This window comes from Streptomyces sp. NPDC032940, assembly GCF_040636935.1.
Lineage (GTDB): Bacteria > Actinomycetota > Actinomycetes > Streptomycetales > Streptomycetaceae > Streptomyces.
In genome coordinates, this window is sequence record NZ_JBEZVJ010000005.1 from 162,707 (window position 1) to 175,947 (window position 13,241).

General features: G+C 74.0%; 13 protein-coding genes and 1 pseudogene. 3 read left to right on the forward strand and 11 right to left on the reverse strand.

Features of this window, described 5'->3' with window-relative positions; genetic code table 11:
• Positions 1–130: 130 nt before the first annotated feature.
• Positions 131–1,093 (forward strand): LLM class F420-dependent oxidoreductase, encoded by a 963-nt coding sequence (locus tag AB0E77_RS09340; protein WP_361567856.1) that lies wholly within the window; start codon positions 131–133, stop codon positions 1,091–1,093.
• Positions 1,094–1,167: 74 nt separating this feature from the next.
• On the opposite strand, the gene AB0E77_RS09345 is transcribed toward AB0E77_RS09340, so the two are convergent.
• Positions 1,168–1,596, reverse strand: coding sequence for a phage holin family protein (locus tag AB0E77_RS09345; RefSeq protein WP_361567858.1), 429 nt, complete (start codon positions 1,594–1,596; stop codon positions 1,168–1,170).
• A 74-nt stretch (positions 1,597–1,670) separates the two neighbouring features.
• Here AB0E77_RS09345 and AB0E77_RS09350 point away from each other — a divergent pair, with 74 nt between their 5' ends.
• Positions 1,671–2,021, forward strand: a complete 351-nt coding sequence (locus AB0E77_RS09350; protein ID WP_361567861.1) for a VOC family protein — start codon at positions 1,671–1,673, stop codon at positions 2,019–2,021.
• Between the two features lie 21 nt (positions 2,022–2,042).
• Here the strand turns inward: AB0E77_RS09350 and AB0E77_RS09355 are convergent.
• Positions 2,043–2,931 (reverse strand): annotated as a pseudogene (locus tag AB0E77_RS09355) (hypothetical protein).
• A 148-nt stretch (positions 2,932–3,079) separates the two neighbouring features.
• Here AB0E77_RS09355 and AB0E77_RS09360 point away from each other — a divergent pair.
• On the forward strand, positions 3,080–3,427 hold the full coding sequence (locus AB0E77_RS09360) for a DUF6204 family protein (RefSeq protein ID WP_361567863.1): 348 nt from the start codon (positions 3,080–3,082) through the stop codon (positions 3,425–3,427).
• Here AB0E77_RS09360 and AB0E77_RS09365 read toward each other — a convergent pair.
• The 9 genes from AB0E77_RS09365 to AB0E77_RS09405 form a co-directional block, all read right to left on the reverse strand.
• Complete coding sequence (locus AB0E77_RS09365; protein WP_361567865.1) at positions 3,399–3,950, reverse strand: GNAT family protein; 552 nt, start codon at positions 3,948–3,950, stop codon at positions 3,399–3,401. The genes AB0E77_RS09360 and AB0E77_RS09365 overlap by 29 nt on opposite strands.
• A gap of 37 nt (positions 3,951–3,987) precedes the next feature.
• On the reverse strand, positions 3,988–4,914 hold the full coding sequence (locus AB0E77_RS09370; protein ID WP_361567867.1) for an LD-carboxypeptidase: 927 nt from the start codon (positions 4,912–4,914) through the stop codon (positions 3,988–3,990).
• Positions 4,911–6,878 carry a prolyl oligopeptidase family serine peptidase gene (locus AB0E77_RS09375; protein WP_361567869.1) on the reverse strand — a complete coding sequence of 656 codons (1,968 nt, stop codon included), beginning with the start codon at positions 6,876–6,878 and terminating at the stop codon, positions 4,911–4,913. Before AB0E77_RS09375 ends, AB0E77_RS09370 begins: the two co-directional genes overlap by 4 nt.
• A 52-nt stretch (positions 6,879–6,930) precedes the next feature.
• A complete protein-coding gene (locus AB0E77_RS09380) occupies positions 6,931–8,265 on the reverse strand; it encodes a M20/M25/M40 family metallo-hydrolase (RefSeq protein WP_361567872.1) in 1,335 nt (444 codons plus the stop codon).
• The gene (locus tag AB0E77_RS09385; RefSeq protein ID WP_361567874.1) at positions 8,258–9,091 is read right to left on the reverse strand and encodes a M55 family metallopeptidase; all 834 of its coding nucleotides are present in this window, start codon (positions 9,089–9,091) and stop codon (positions 8,258–8,260) included. The genes AB0E77_RS09380 and AB0E77_RS09385 overlap by 8 nt, the downstream gene beginning before the upstream one ends.
• Positions 9,092–9,250: 159 nt before the next feature.
• Positions 9,251–10,066 carry an S-methyl-5'-thioadenosine phosphorylase gene (locus tag AB0E77_RS09390; RefSeq protein WP_361567877.1) on the reverse strand — a complete coding sequence of 272 codons (816 nt, stop codon included), beginning with the start codon at positions 10,064–10,066 and terminating at the stop codon, positions 9,251–9,253.
• A 60-nt stretch (positions 10,067–10,126) separates the two neighbouring features.
• Positions 10,127–11,260, reverse strand: coding sequence for a GNAT family N-acetyltransferase (locus tag AB0E77_RS09395; RefSeq protein WP_361567880.1), 1,134 nt, complete (start codon positions 11,258–11,260; stop codon positions 10,127–10,129).
• On the reverse strand, positions 11,257–12,042 hold the full coding sequence (locus tag AB0E77_RS09400; protein ID WP_361567883.1) for an alpha/beta fold hydrolase: 786 nt from the start codon (positions 12,040–12,042) through the stop codon (positions 11,257–11,259). Before AB0E77_RS09400 ends, AB0E77_RS09395 begins: the two co-directional genes overlap by 4 nt.
• Positions 12,039–13,238, reverse strand: coding sequence for an aminotransferase class V-fold PLP-dependent enzyme (locus tag AB0E77_RS09405; RefSeq protein WP_361567887.1), 1,200 nt, complete (start codon positions 13,236–13,238; stop codon positions 12,039–12,041). Before AB0E77_RS09405 ends, AB0E77_RS09400 begins: the two co-directional genes overlap by 4 nt.
• Positions 13,239–13,241 lie beyond the last annotated feature (3 nt).

Genomic DNA, 13,241 nt, shown 5'->3' on the forward strand with positions numbered 1-13,241 from the left:
GCGAGCTTTCCGCGTCCCCTTGAGCAGGGCCGCCAAACGTCCGGCCGGGGCGCCCCGCCCGCCGGTTTCCGGACCGGTGCCCGGGTACCCGGCCCGGGACCCACCCGCCACCGCGTCCTGGAGGCAGCCCATGCCCGAGTACGGATACTTCCTCTCGTCCGAGCAGTACGGTCCCGCGCAGCTGATCGAGCAGGCGCGGATGGCGGAGCAGGCCGGCTTCCAGGCGCTGTGGATCTCGGACCACTACCACCCGTGGAACGACGAGCAGGGACAGAGTCCCTTCGTGTGGTCGGTGATCGGCGCGCTGTCCGACGCGGTGTCCCTGCCCGTGGAGACGGCGGTGACCTGCCCGACCCTGCGCATCCACCCGGCGGTGGTGGCCCAGGCCGCGGCGACCAGCGCGGTGATGACCCAGGGCCGCTTCCGGCTGGGCGTCGGCACCGGTGAGGCGCTCAACGAGCACATCTTCGGTGACGCGTGGCCGGCCGCGCACGTGCGGCTGGAGATGCTCGAGGAGGCCATCCTCGTCATGCGCCGGCTGCTGACCGGCGAGGAGGTCAATCACCACGGCACGCACTACACCGTGGAGAACGCCCGCCTCTACACGGTCCCCGAGGAGCCGGTGCCGATCGACATCTCCGGCTTCGGCCCGGCGGCGACCAAGCTGGCGGCCCGGGTGGGCGACGGCTACATCACGATGATGCCGGACGCCTCCATGGTGGAGCAGTACCGCAAGGGCGGGGGCGGCGGGAAGCTGGTCAGCGGGGGGACGAAGGTCTGCTACGACACCGACCGGGACGAGGCCGTGCGCACCGTGCACCGGCTGTGGGCCAACGAACTGCTGCCGGGCGAGCTGGGCCAGGTACTGCCCTCGCCCAAGCACTTCGAGCAGGCGCAGACGCTGGTCACCGAGGACATGGTGCGGGAGAACCGGGTGTGCGGGGACGACGTGGACGAGCACGTCGCGGAGCTGAAGCAGTTCGCCGACGCCGGGTTCGACCGCGTCTACGTCAACCAGATCGGCCCCGACCTGCGGGGCTTCTTCGACTTCTACCGCACCAAGGTGCTGCCGCAGCTCCAGCAGAGCACCTGAGCCGCCCCGCCGGCGCACGTGGCGCAGCCCCCGGACGCGTTTCCGGGGGCTGCGCCACGTGGGTCCGGGGGCCGTCAGGCGTCACGGCCGGGCGGGTCCTGCGGCGGCATGGGCGGATACGGCACGCCGAGTCCGTTCGGCGGCGCGGCCGGCGCGTGACCGCCCGCGGTGTGGTGGTGGCCGGAACCCGCTCCCGCGCCCGGCCCGGAGGTGTGCGGCCGGGCCGCGCCGCGCAGCAGGTGGGCTGCGACGCCCAGGAGGGCGGCCGTGATCAGCGCGGCGGCCCAGCCGGGCAGGACGGTGGCGAGGGCCAGGCCCACGGTGAGCGCGAGGGCCGCGCCCGCGTACAGCGCGGCGGCGCCCGAGGCGGCGTAGAACGCGGCCTTGCGGCGCTGCTTCCGCGTCTGCTCGCGCAGTTCGTCGCGCACGGTCTCGCGTGCCACCTGCGCCAGTTCGTCGACCAGATGCTTGTCCAGGTGTTCCAAGTGATCCATGCGGTTCATGCCGTTGCGGGTACCCGCGGGCGGGCGGTCCATGGGGACCGCGTGCTCGGCGGCGGCCAACTAGGCTGCTCCGCATGGACATTCTGGGAGCCACACTGCGTATCTGTGTCGACGACCTGGACAAGGCGGTCCCCTTCTACGAGGGTCTGGCCGGCGGCCCGGCGCTGCGGTTCGAGCGCGGGGGCGTCGAGGTCGCCGCGGTCGGCTGCTTCCTGCTGATGAGCGGACCCGAGTCCGAGCTCGAGGTGTTGCGCAAGGTGGCGGCGACGATCGCGGTGACGGACGTAGAGGAGGCCCACCGGGCCCTGGCCGGGCTGGGCGCGGACATCATCGCGGGCCCGGTGCACACGCCCGCCGGCCGCAACCTGATCGCCCGTCATCCGGACGGCGTGGTCTACGAGTACGTGGACCGGCGGGCCCAGTGACCCCCGGCCTGCCGGGGCGGCTCACCCTGCGTCCGGCCGCATCCGGAAGTCGTAGCGGGCCGGCAGCGGCTCGTCGGTGAGCCGGGCCCAGAGCCGGTTGATGCTCTCGTCGCCCTCCCGCAGGTCGGCGACCTCGAAGTCCTCGTCGTAGACGGCCCGTGCCTCGGCGTGCCGGCCCTCGGCGAAGAGCAGCTGCGCCTCGGTCAGCCGGAACCGGCCGCGGGCGCGGACGACTTCGGGCAGCCGCTCCCACACGGCACGGGCGTCCCCGGTGCGTCCGGCCGCGAGCAGCGCCTCGATCGCCTCGCGTCCGAGCGCGGCCGTCGCCGCCCGCCACGGCTCGGCGTCGGTCCCGCGGCAGTCCCCGGCGTCCCGCCGCGCGCACAGGTCGTCGAAGGCGTCGGCGTACCGGTCGGCGGCCCGTTCGGGGTGGCCGCCCTCCCGGTCGGCCAGCGCGAGGCAGCGCAGCAGCGGCCAGCGTTCGACGGCGCCCTCCAGGCCGCGCTCCCAGCTGCGCACCGCCTGCGCCAGATCGCCGGCGTGCCACTGGGCGAGGCCGAGGTGGTACTCGGTGTCCGGGGTGGCGGGCGCCGTCTCCAGCATGTCCCGCCGAGGCGATCCGGCCGCCGAGTCCCGGCAGGACGGTGGCCCGCAGCCGGTCGTTCTCGATCACGAGCGCCTCCAGGGCGCGGGGCGCGCGGTCGCGGCCGTATCCGTCCCTGACCCGTACCGGGAGCAGGCTGCGCAGCGGCTCGTGGTCGACCTGGCGGGCCATGTCGCGCGGCAGACCGGCCCGGTCCCGGTCGTCGATGCGGTGGGCCTCGTCCAGCGGGCGCAGCGGCGGCAGCGGGTTGTCGGGTCCCAGCGGCGCGGCGGGCAGCGTCAGTACCTCACGTCGGATCGTCGTCACGGTTCCCCATGGAAGCCGCTGACCGACGCGGTGAACAGGGGCTTCCCCGGTCACGTTCGCGCGACGTGGCTCACGTCCAATTCGCTGGGTGCCGTGCCGGCGGCCGCCTAGAGTCGTGCGGTCGGCGTTCCGTACGAAGGAGTGGCACATGAGTGAGCAGCACACCTACCGGGTGATCGTCCGGGGCACCTGGGAGGGACTGACGGAGGAGGCACGCGCCCGGCTGCTGGCCGAGGCCGGTGACCACGGCATGGCGAGCATGCGGTTCACCGAGGAGGGGTCGCTGTCGTACGAGCCGTCGCCGCTGAAGCACTTCTCGATGCGGTTCGTCGTGGTGTCGGACGCGGCGGACGGCGAGGAGATGGCGGGTGCGATCGCCGAGGACCGGGCGGAGACGGTGCTGCGCGGGCTCGGCTACGGCTTCGGTGAGCTGAAGTCGACGGTGACCGATCTGGACACCATGAAGATCAACCGCAGGTCACGCTCTCGGCGGTGATCGCCCAGCGCTGGTGGTCGCGCCAGGCCCCGTCGATGTAGAGCATCTTCGGGGAGAAGCCCTCCAGGTGGAAACCGCAGGCGCGGGCCAGCGCGATCGAGGCGGCGTTGCCGGGCTGCACGTTGATCTCCAGGCGGTGCAGCCGCAGCGGCCCGAAGGCGTACCGCACGACGAGGCCCAGTCCCTCGCGCATCAGGCCGCGGCCCGCGGCGCGTGCGAAGGCGCCGTAGCCGAGGGCGCCGCTGAGGAAGCCGCCGCCGACGATGTTGTTGATGTTGACGAAGCCGGCGATGGCCCCGCCGTCCTTCTCGCACACCAGGAACCCGGCCTTGGTCGGGTCCTCGATCAGCCGGGACGCGTAGGCGGTGTACGCCTGGGCGCTGTCCGGCGGGAAGAGCCACGGGTGGTGCAGGTCCTTGCTCTCGCGGACCCTGGCGGTGAATTCCGCGCCGTCCTCGTAGGTGAAGGGGCGTATGCCCACGCGGGGGCCCTCGGCGAGGTGGCGGGACGCGGTGTGCGGCATCCCGCCACTCTACGACGCGGCCGTACGGGGTGCCCGGTCAGCGCAGCGCCGGTTCGTCCAGCGTCAAGGTGCCCGCGTCGGCGTCGAGTTCCGCGCTCACCCCGAAGGGGACGGTGAGGGCGCCCGCGCAGTGGCCGAAGCCGAAGTCCTGGGCGACCGGCACGCCGAGGCCGGCCAGCCGGTCGGCCAGCAGCGGGCGCAGCTGCTCGGCGGGCTCGCACTGCTCCCAGGACCCGAGCAGCACCCCGGCGACGCCGTCGAGCCAGCCGGCGCGCAGCAGCTGGGTGAGGTAGCGGTCGATACGGTACGGCTCCTCCCCCACGTCCTCGAGGCACAGCAGCCCGCCGCGTGCGCGGGGGCGGGCGTGCGGGGTGCCCAGCTCGGCGGCGAGGAGGGCGAGGCAGCCGCCGAGGGTGACGCCCCGGGCGCGGCCGGGCACCATGGGCGTGCTGCTGCCGGAGGCGATGACCCGGACCGTCTCCGGGGCGAACAGGGTGGCCTTCAGGTGGTCCTGGGCCCGCGCGTTCTTGAGGAAGTCGACGCCCGCGGCCATCGGGCCGTGCAGGGTGACCAGGCCCAGCCGCCGGGCGAACGCCTCGTGCAGTGCGGTGATGTCGCTGAAGCCGACGAACACCTTCGGCCCGGCCGCGCGCATCGCCTCCCAGTCGAGCAGGTCGGCCATGCGCTGGACGCCGTACCCGCCGCGGGCGCACAGGACGGCGTCCACGGACGGGTCGCACCAGGCGTTCTGGAGGTCGGCGGCGCGGTCGGCGTCGGTGCCTGCGAGATAGTCGAAGGCGGGATGCCGGTCCAGGACGTGCGGGGCGACGACGGGGTCGAGGTTCCAGCCGCGCAGCACGTCGAGGCCGGCCTGGAGGCGCTCCTCGGGCACCGGTCCGCTGGGCGCGACGACGGCGACGCGGGCGCCCGGCCCGAGCCGGGAGGGACGCAGCAGGGGCTTCACTCGGTCAGCTCCAGGGTCGGGACGCCGGGTGCTTCGAAGCCGAAGACCTGGGCGTAGAGGGAGAGTTCGGCCTCCAGGGCGCGCACCATGGTCTCCGCCCGGCGGAAGCCGTGGCCCTCGCCCTCGAAGGCGATGTAGGCGTGCGGTACGCCACGACCGGCCATGCGGTCGAGGAACCGCTCGCACTGGACGGGCGGGCAGATCGGGTCGTCCAGGCCCTGGAGCAGCAGGAACGGCGCGGTGACGCGGTCGGCGTGCTCGGCGGGCGACCGCTCGGCGTACCGGTCCGGCACCTCGGCGAGGGGGCCGATGAGGCTTTCCAGGTACTGCGACTCGAAATCGTGGGTCTCCCCCGTGCCCCAGCCGGTCAGGTCGAGGATCGGGTAGATGACGGTGCCGCAGGCGTAGACGTCGGTGGCGGCGAGCGACGCGGCGGAGGTCCAGCCGCCCGCGCTGCCACCGCGGACGGCGAGCCGGGCGGGGTCGGCGGTGCCCTCGTCGGCGAGGGCCAGGGCGACGGCCGCGCAGTCCTCGACGTCGACGACGCCCCACTGTTCGCGCAGCCGGTTGCGGTACTCCCGGCCGTGTCCCGTCGAGCCGCCGTAGTTGACCTCCGCGACGCCGATGCCCCGCGAGGTGAAGTAGGCGATCTCCAGGTCGAGCACCAGGGGCGACCGGCTGGTGGGTCCGCCGTGCGCCCAGATCACGTACGGCGGCAGCTCGCCCTCGGGGCCGGTGTGGGCGGGGTGGTGCGGCGGGTGGACCTGGGCGTGGATGTCGCGTCCACCGGGTCCGGTGAAGGTGCGGACCTGCGGTTCGGGGTAGTGGGCGGGGTCCACGGCGTCGTGGTGCGGGGCGCCGACGACGCGGGCCCGGCCGGTGCGGGTGTCCAGCTCCACCACCTCGTAGGCGCTGTGCGGGCCGGCACCGACGGACACCACGCGTTCGCCGTGGGCGGCGAGGGTGGCCGCGAACTCGGTCCAGGGGCCCGCCGCGTCGACGACCTCGCCGGTCTCCGGGTCGAGTATGCCGAGGGCGGTGGCGCCACGGCCGTGCACGACGGCGATCAGGCCGTTGTCGAGCGGGGCGAACCAGCGCTGCCCGAGCTTCCACAGCGGCCCGCCGAACTCCTCCTCGCGGGTGCACAGGGGGCGTCCGTCGCGGTACAGGTTCCACCAGCCGGTGCGGTCCGAGGCGTACAGCAGGGAGCCGTCGGGGGCCCAGTCGGCCTGGGCGACGGACTCCTCGGGGCCGCCGGCGACGGCCTCGGCGTCGTGGAAGGTGCCGTCGGCGCCGATGCCGGCGACGAGCAGCTCGGTGCCGTCCCAGGGCATGCGCGGATGGTCCCAGGCGAGCCAGGCGGCGCGGCGCCCGTCGGGCGAGACGCGGGGCCCGGTGACGAACCGGTGCCGGTCGTCGGTGAGCTCGCGCACCGCCGACCGGTCGTCGGCCGCCGAGCCGTCCAGCGGGACCGCCGCCAGGACCCGGCGCACATCGGTCGGTCCGTCGCCGGTGAACTCCTCCAGCACGCACCACACCTCGCCCCGTTCGGGACGTGCCTGCGGCTCGGCCCAGCGCAGCCCGCCGCCCACCGGGGAGACGGGGGTCAGCGGGCGCGGCTCGGCGCCGCCCGGCTCGTAGGCGTAGAGCCGCTGGTCGGCGAAGTTCACGAAGACCACCAGCGGACCGGTGGGGGTGGTGAACGCGCTCCAGGGCCGGCCGCCGTACTCGATGACGCGGCTGCGCACGTTCCACGGCGGGGGCAGCACCGGTTCCTCGGTGCCGTCCGGGTGCCGCCGAACCAGGGTGCGCCGGCCGCCCTCGGCGGGCCTGGGCGCGGTCCACCACACCTCGTCGCCGACGAAGCCCACGTCGTCGGGCCGCCCGTCGTGCGCGGCGGCGAGCGCCGCGTCGATCGGCGAGGGCCACGAACCGTACGCCAGAGTCTGCACCGACTCCCTCATCTCCTTCTCCCCAGGGCCTTGCCGAGCGTGCGCCGGGCCGTGTCGTGTCGCGCTATGCGGTGCGCAGGAACCGGTCGAGGACGCGGACACCGAAGTGCAGCGCCTCGACGGGGACGCGTTCGTCGACGCCGTGGAAGAGGGCCTGGTAGTCGAAGCCCTCGGGCAGCTTCAGCGGCGCGAACCCGTAGCCGGTGATGCCGAGCCGCGAGAACTGCTTGGCGTCCGTGCCGCCGGACATGCAGTACGGCACGACGTGCCCCTCGGGGGCGAACTCCTCGACGGCGGCGCGCATCCTCGCGAACGCCGGCGAGTCCACCGGCGCCTGGAGGGCGACCTCGCGGTGGGCGAACTCCCAGTCCACGTCCGGCCCGGTGAGCCGGTCCAGGGTGTCGCGGAACTCGTCCTCGCAGCCGTACAGGAAGCGCCCGTCGACGTGGGCGACGGCCTGGCCCGGGATGACGTTGAGCTTGTACCCGGCGTCCAGCATGGTCGGGTTGCTGCTGTTGCGGACGGTGGCCTCGACCAGCTTGGCGGCCGGTCCCAGCTTGGCCAGCAGGGTGTCGACGTCGTTCAGGTCGGCGTCGACGCCGTACAGGGCGGCGAGTTCGGTCAGGGCGGCGGAGACGGTCGGGGTCAGCCGCAGCGGCCACTCGTGCTCGCCGATGCGGGTGATCGCCGCCGCAAGCCGGGTGACCGCGTTCTCCCGGTTCACCTTGGAGCCGTGTCCGGCCCGGCCGCGCGCGGTGAGCTTCAGCCAGCCGGTGCCGCGCTCGCCCGCGGCGATCGGGTAGATCTGCCGGCCGCCGCCGTCGTGGAAGGTGAACGCCCCGGACTCGCTGACGCCCTCGGTGCAGCCCTCGAACAGGGCGGCGTGCCGGTCGGCGAGGAAGCCGGAGCCGTCCTCGGCGCTGGCCTCCTCGTCCGCGGTGAACGCGATGACCACGTCCCGCCGGGGCCGGACGCCCTGCCGGGCCCAGAGGCGGGCGACGGCGAGGATCATCGCGTCCATGTTCTTCATGTCGACCGCGCCGCGCCCCCAGACGACGCCGTCGCGGATCTCCCCGGAGAAGGGGTGCACGGTCCAGTCGGCGGCCTCGGCGGGCACCACGTCCAGGTGACCGTGGACGAGCAGCGCGTCGGCGGACGGGTCGGTGCCCGCGATCCGGGCGACGACGTTGGTGCGGCCCGGGGTGCGCTCCAGCAGGGTGGGCTCGAGCCCGGCCTCGGCGAGCCTCTCTGCGGCGTACTCGGCGGCCGGGCGCTCCTGGCAGTCGCCGCCTCCGCGGTTGGTGGTGTCGATGCGGATGAGGTCGGAGGTGAACCGGACGACCTCGTCCAGTGCCTGCGCGTCCGTGCCCTCGGGCCCGCTCGCGGGGTGCTCAGCCATACTGCTCCTCCACGGCGGCCGAGGCGATCGTGGTGACCGCCTTGAAGGTACGGATCGTCTCGAACATGGTGTCGTGGGTGTAGGCCACCTTGCGCTCGCCGACGCGGGCCACGCCCGGTACGACGGTCGCGGCGTCCGCCAGGTGCTCGGCGTCGAACTCCACGGCCACCGTGAACGGGCCGCCGTCCACCGGTTCGTGCCGCACCGCGAGCTTCGTCGCCTCCTTGGCCGCGGCCCGGATGTCGGCGGCGGTCCTGGCCGGGGGGCGGCAGACGGCCGCGTACCGCGAGACATGGTCCTTGACGGCGACCTTCCGCGCCTCGGGCGCGTAGCCGAGGGCGTCCTCGCAGGCCACGTCGTCGCCGGTGACCAGCACGACGGGCACCCCGTACTCGGCGACGACGTGCGCGTTGAGCAGGCCCTCGCTGGCCCGTACGTCGTTCAGCCACACGCCGGTGATCTGGTTGGCGAGGTAGGTGTGGGCGAGGACGCCCTCCATGCCGGCGCCGCCGTGGTAGCCGATGAAGGCGATGCCGTCCACGTCGCCGTGCTGGACGCCCTCGACCATGGAAAGGGTCTTGTGGCGGCCGGTGAGCATCTCGGTCCGCTCGTCGAGCCGCTCCAGGAGCAGGTTGCGCATGCTCCAGTGCGCCTCGTTGACGAGCACCTCGTCGGCGCCGCCGTCGAAGAAGCCCTGCACGGCGGCGTTCACGTCGGAGGTGAACATCGACCGGCAGCGTTCCCACTGAGGTGTCCCCGGCAACACGTCGGCCGGCCAGGTGACGCCGGTGGCGCCCTCCATGTCGGCGCTGATGAGGATTTTCACGAAGCGTGGTCCATTCGCAGGTCAGGGGCGTGCCGCGGGGGCGGCGTGGATCTTCATGCCCCGAAACCGTACGCGCTTTCCGGTCGCCTCGGCCAGGCCTGTGGACAACTGTCGGTGGTCCGGACCACTGAACTCACCTCGGACGGCCCAGGCCCGGCCTCAGGGCAGCTCGAAGGGGAGGTCCATGCCGGCGAGGGCCTGCGGGCACGGGCAGCTCCGCTCCTCGGGCAGCCGCCGTATCGTCTCCAGGACGATCTCGCGCATCCGGTCGGAATTGCGCGCGAACATCGCGAAGACCTCGTCCTGCTGCACACCCTCACCGGCGTCCAGGCCGGCGTCGTAGTCGGTGACCAGGGCGATCGAGGTGTAGCAGAGGGCGAGTTCCCGGGCCAGCACGGCCTCCGGGTGTCCGGTCATGTTGACCAGCGACCAGCCGGCCGACGCGAACCACCGGGACTCGGCGCGGGTGGAGAACCGGGGGCCTTCGACGACGACCATGGTGCCGCCGTCGTACGCGTCGGTGCCGACGGCCGCCGCGCCCTTGAGGGCGGTGCTCCGCCCGTCGGGGCAGTAGGGGTCGGCGAAGGGCACGTGCAGCGCCCCCTGGTCGAAGTAGGTCTGGATCCGCCCGCTGGTGCGGTCCACCAGCTGGTCCGGGACGACGACGGCGCCTGGGCCGTGTTCGCGGTGCAGCGAGCCGACCGCGCAGGGGGCGAGCACCTGTCGCACTCCGAGGGTGCGCAGGGCCCACAGGTTGGCCCGGTGGTTGATGCGGTGCGGCGGGTGGGCGTGGGTGCGGCCGTGCCGGGGCAGGAACGCGACCTGCCGTCCGGCCACGGATCCGACCGCGACGGTGTCGGACGGGGCGCCGTAGGGCGTGTCGACGGTGATCTCCTCGGCGTCCTCGAGCAGACGGTAGAAGCCGCTGCCGCCGATGACGCCGAGGGTCGGCGCGGTCTGGGGGGTTCCGGTCATGGGGCTGTCCTTCGGCGAGTACGGTGCGCGGTCAGGGTGCGGTGGCCGGGCAGGCGGCGATCAGGCTTCGTCGGCGAGGCGGGCGAGCAGCCGGGCGACGGTCGTGTGCGTCGCCGGGTCGAAGGCCTTCACGTAGCCGTAGCGGCGTTCCTGGGTGCAGCCGCGGGAGAGCTTGGTGCTCTCCGAGGCGACGGCGTAGTCGAGCGTCGTCGCGCCGATCCGGCTCGCGTGCTCCACCGGTTCGTAGAAGCACAGGGCGAAGTACAGGGGCAGCTTGCCCTGCCAGTCGTAGTCGTAGCCGGTCAGGCGGATGTACAGCCGGGCGCCCCGGCGGACGGCCAGGGAGAAGCCGCGCACCGCGCCGTCCTCGGAGCGGGCGGTGATCACCTCGGCGTCCGCGCCGCAGTGCCGGGCGTGCAGTTCCAGGGTGCGGGTCAGCGCCTCGGGGGCGTAGGCGTGGCCGTACTTGTTGCCGTGCTTCAGCAGCAGGGGCACGAGTTCCCCGGTCAGGTCGGGGGTGAGGGGCTCGACCCGGAAGCGGACGCCGGCCGCCTCGAGGCGGCGGCGCTCGTAGCGCACCTTGCGCCGGCGGTCGCCGGGGAGCAGTCCCAGGTAGGCCTCGAAGCCCGGTGCGGGCAGCCGCAGGGTGGAGTAGTGGGCGGTGGGGAACTCGGCGTAGCCGCGCTCGCGCAGGACGTCCCGCAGCCCGGTGTCGGTGGCGGCGACGAAGAGGAAGGCGGCGCTGGCCGCGCCCGCTGTCCGGGCGTCGTCCTCGCCGGCCGCGACGAGTTCGGCGATCCGCCGCCGGCGCCGGTCCCCGGGGAGTCCGGGCGCCGTGACGAGCGCGGTGTCGGGCACCCTGCGGCCGCCGAACAGGCGGGTGGGCAGCAGGGCGTCGACGGCCCGGCCGGTGTCCTCGTCCGGTTCGACGCCCCGGGCGCCGGCGAGCATGCGCACGGTCAGGTCCACGCGCATGAACGGCCAGGCCTCCGAGGAGGCGTCGAGGGGGTAGCAGGACAGGCCCGCCTCGGCCCGGCCGTCCTCGCCCGCCAGGAGGTAGCGGGGCGGCAGGTTGGTCTGTTCGCTCTCCAGCGCCAGCCAGCCCGGGGAGCGGAAGAGGTCGTCGGGCGGTACGACGCCGTCCCAGCCCGTCCTACGGGCCTCCGTCAGGCTGTCGGTCGTCCACACGGTCATGCCCCGGCCCCCCGTTCCGGGCCGGCGCCGGCGGTCTGCGGGAGCGCCGCGTCCGTCCGGAGGGCGGCGGCGATCATCCGCTGGACCCGCCCGCGGGCCTCGGTGAGGTAGAAGTGGCCGCCGTCGAACACCTCGACCTCGCACCCGGCGTCGGTGAGCTCGGCCCAGCCGTCGAGCGAGGCGGCGGGCACCAGGGCGTCCGCGGAGCCGCCCAGCACGGTGACGGGACAGGTCAGCGGGGCGCGCCGGACCCACTCGTAGGTCTCGTAGGCGGCGAAGTCGGCGCGCAGGGCGGGCAGCATCATCCGCATCAGGGCCCGGTCGTTCCCCACCTCGTCCGGTATGCCCTGGTAGGCGCGGCGGACCTCGGCGAGGAACTCGTCGTCGGGCAGGTGCGCGACCGGAGGCTCCTCGACCAGCCGGTGCGCGGGCGGGCAGGCGGAGACGAACAGCCCGCGGGGCGCGACGGGGAGCCGCCGTGCCGTCTCGTAGGCGACGAGCGCGCCCATGCTGTGACCGAAGAGGACGAAGGGCAGGTCGAGAAGGTCCGCGCAGGCACGGCCGACGCGCCGGGCGATGGCCGTGATGTCGTCGAGCGGCAGCTCGGCCAGCCGCGCCTCGCGGCCCGGCAGGTGCACCAGGCACAACTCCACGTCCTCGGGGAGTTCGGAGACCCAGTGGGCGTAGTACGACGGTCCCGCGCCGGCGTGCGGGACGCAGAACACCCTCGCGCGGGCCCCGGGGCGCGGCCGGGGCCGCTTGATCCATGCCGATGCGGTCATGCGAAGGCCCTCGCTTTCGTTCCGGAGGTGACGCCGGCGAGCACCGAGCAGAGCCGTTCCAGCTCGGCCTCGCTGTTGTAGTAGTGGACGGAGATCCGCAGCAGGCGGCTGAGGCCGCGCTGCTGCATGTCGTGGCAGGCGGCGTTGTCGAGGCACACCCAGCTGTTGATGCCGGCGCGCAGCAGTTCGGCGCGCACCCGGAAGGGGTCGAGGCCGGCGAAGGTGAGGGCGATGTTGCCGCACCGCTCCACGCCCCGGTCCTCGACCGTGACGCCCGGCACCCGGGCGAGGTCGGCGCGGAGTCCGGCGGCGAGGGCGCGGACCCGCTGCCAGGTGCGCTCCACGCCCCAGCCGCGGGCGTAGTCGACGGCCACCCCGAGCCCGATGCGGGCGGCGGCGTTGACCTCCCAGGTCTCGAAGCGGCGGGCGCCGGGGGCGATCCGGTACTCCCCGCCGTGCCACTCGACGCCGTCCAGGCCGAGCACCGCGGGGGTGAGACGGGGGGCGACGTCGCGGGCAACGTAGAGGAAGCCGGTGCCCCGCGGGCCGCGCAGGTACTTGCGTCCGCAGCCGACCAGCAGGTCGCAGTCGAAGTCCCGGACGTCCACCGGGAGCTGGCCGACCGACTGGCAGGCGTCGACGAGGAACAGGGCGTCGGTCCGGCGCACCGCCTTGCCCACCTCGGCGACCGGGTTGACCAGTCCGTCGTGCATGGGCACATGGGCCATGGCGACCAGCTTGACCCGCTCGTCCAGGCGCTGCTCCAGCGCGGCCGTGTCGACCAGGCCGTTGCCGTCGACCGGCAGGAACTCCAGGCGGACGCCCGTGCGTTCGGCGAGGTGGAGCAGCGAGATGTGGTTGCTGCCGTACTCGACGGGCGACACCAGCACCCGGTCCCCGCGGCGCAGTGGGATGCTGGACAGGGCCATGCCCCAGGCGCGGGTCGCGCTGTCCATGATCGCGATTTCGTCGGGGTGGGCGTTCAGCAGGGCCGCGAGCGCGTCATGGGCGCGGGCGACCTCCTCGTGGGCGCGCTCGGCGGCCTCGTAGGCACCCACGGTGCTCTCCAGCGCGAGGTGCCGGGTCATGGCGTCGGTCACCGCGCGCGGGGCGAGGCTCGCGCCCGCGTTGTTCAGGTGCACGACGTGGGCGACGCCCGGTGTGTCGGCGCGGGCCCTGGCAAGGTCGAATTCCATCGG